The organism is Streptomyces sp. CO7 (assembly GCF_053474865.1).
Genome location: NZ_JBRIOU010000005.1, coordinates 124,890 through 126,110 on the forward strand (window position 1 = coordinate 124,890; position 1,221 = coordinate 126,110).

The following is a 1,221-nucleotide window of genomic DNA, read 5'->3' on the forward strand; positions in this document are numbered from 1 at the left end:
CGTGGCGGCCCGGCGACACAGGCCCTGGCCGGCGACACGGGCCCCGGCCCGGCGCGTCGCCCGGCTGCCGCGATCGTCCGGCCCGTGTCGGTCGGCTCAGGCCCCGTGTCGGTCGGCTCAGGCCCCGCGTCGGTCGGCGAGCGCCCAGGAGGCCGCCGCGACGCCCGCGGTCACCGTCAGCACGGACGGCCAGGCGCCGAGCCGCTTGGCCAGGAGGTGCGAGCCCGCGAAGGCGGCCAGGTACGCCGAGGTGAGCCCCGCGGCCACCGGTCCGCCCGCCTGGCGCTTCCACCGGGTGGCCGCCGCCGCGCCGGCCGCGGCCAGCACCACCCCGCCCAGCTCGCGCCGCTTCGTGCCGCGGGCCACGCCGAACCCGCCGACCAGTCCGGCCGCCGCCACCAGCCCCGTGGGCACCTTCTCCGCCATCACGTCCTCCTCGCCTCGCATCACATCGCCCGAACAGCTTCCGTCCATCCTGTCACCGGGGCCCAGGGCCCTGGCGTCCCCCAGGGTTGAGTCCAGGCTTGTCAATTTTCCGGACCGGAGCTATATAAGAAGACATCAGGGCATCGCACCCAGGAACCGTACGAAGGGAGTGACCGTGATGCTCATGCGCACCGATCCGTTCCGCGAGTTCGACCGCCTCACCCAGCAGGTCCTCGGGAACACGGGAGTGCTGAACCGCCCGGCCGCCATGCAGATGGACGCCTACCGGGTGGGCGACGACCTGGTCGTCCAGGTGGACCTTCCCGGAGTGGACCCGGAGACCATCGACCTCGACGTCGAGCGCAACGTGCTGAGCATTCGCGCCGAGCGGCGCCACCCGGCTCCGGAGGACGCCGAGGTGATCGTCGCCGAGCGCCCGTCCGGCACGTTCAGCAGGCAGCTCTTCCTCGGCGACACGCTGGACACCGAGCGGATCGACGCCTCCTACGACGCGGGCGTCCTCAGCCTGCGGATCCCGGTCGCCGACCACGCCAAGCCGCGCAAGATCCGCATCAGCGGCGGCGCCGACGGCGGCAGCCGCAAGGCCATCAGCCGCTGACCGCACCGCGGTCGCGCCGCCGTCACGCCATGCACACGGTGTGAACGGAGGTGTACGTGCCGCGAAGGCGGGCATACGAGCCGCAGCACCGGGCCGGGACAGGCCGCCCCGGCCCGGCAGTCATCTGACGGGAGCTGAAGAGGAGCAGTCCCCTTGACCATTCCCATGATTTCGAG

At 72.9% G+C, this 1,221-nt stretch carries 2 protein-coding genes; one reads left to right on the top strand and one right to left on the bottom strand.

The window, feature by feature from the left end:
• Positions 1 to 117: 117 nt before the first annotated feature.
• On the bottom strand, positions 118 to 426 hold the full coding sequence (locus ACOV8S_RS18890) for a hypothetical protein (RefSeq protein WP_448318985.1): 309 nt from the start codon (positions 424 to 426) through the stop codon (positions 118 to 120).
• A gap of 178 nt (positions 427 to 604) precedes the next feature.
• Here ACOV8S_RS18890 and ACOV8S_RS18895 point away from each other — a divergent pair, with 178 nt between their 5' ends.
• Entirely contained in the window at positions 605 to 1,045 is a 441-nt protein-coding gene (locus tag ACOV8S_RS18895) for an Hsp20/alpha crystallin family protein (RefSeq protein WP_448318986.1), read from the top strand.
• The last annotated feature ends 176 nt before the right edge of the window (positions 1,046 to 1,221 follow it).

What these genes read in the sequence shown, in the direction of transcription:
- ACOV8S_RS18890 (WP_448318985.1), bottom strand. Translation starts at nt 426, where the DNA reads ATGGCGGAGAAGGTGCCCACGGGGCTGGTGGCGGCGGCCGGACTGGTC.
- ACOV8S_RS18895 (WP_448318986.1), top strand. Translation starts at nt 605, where the DNA reads ATGCTCATGCGCACCGATCCGTTCCGCGAGTTCGACCGCCTCACCCAG.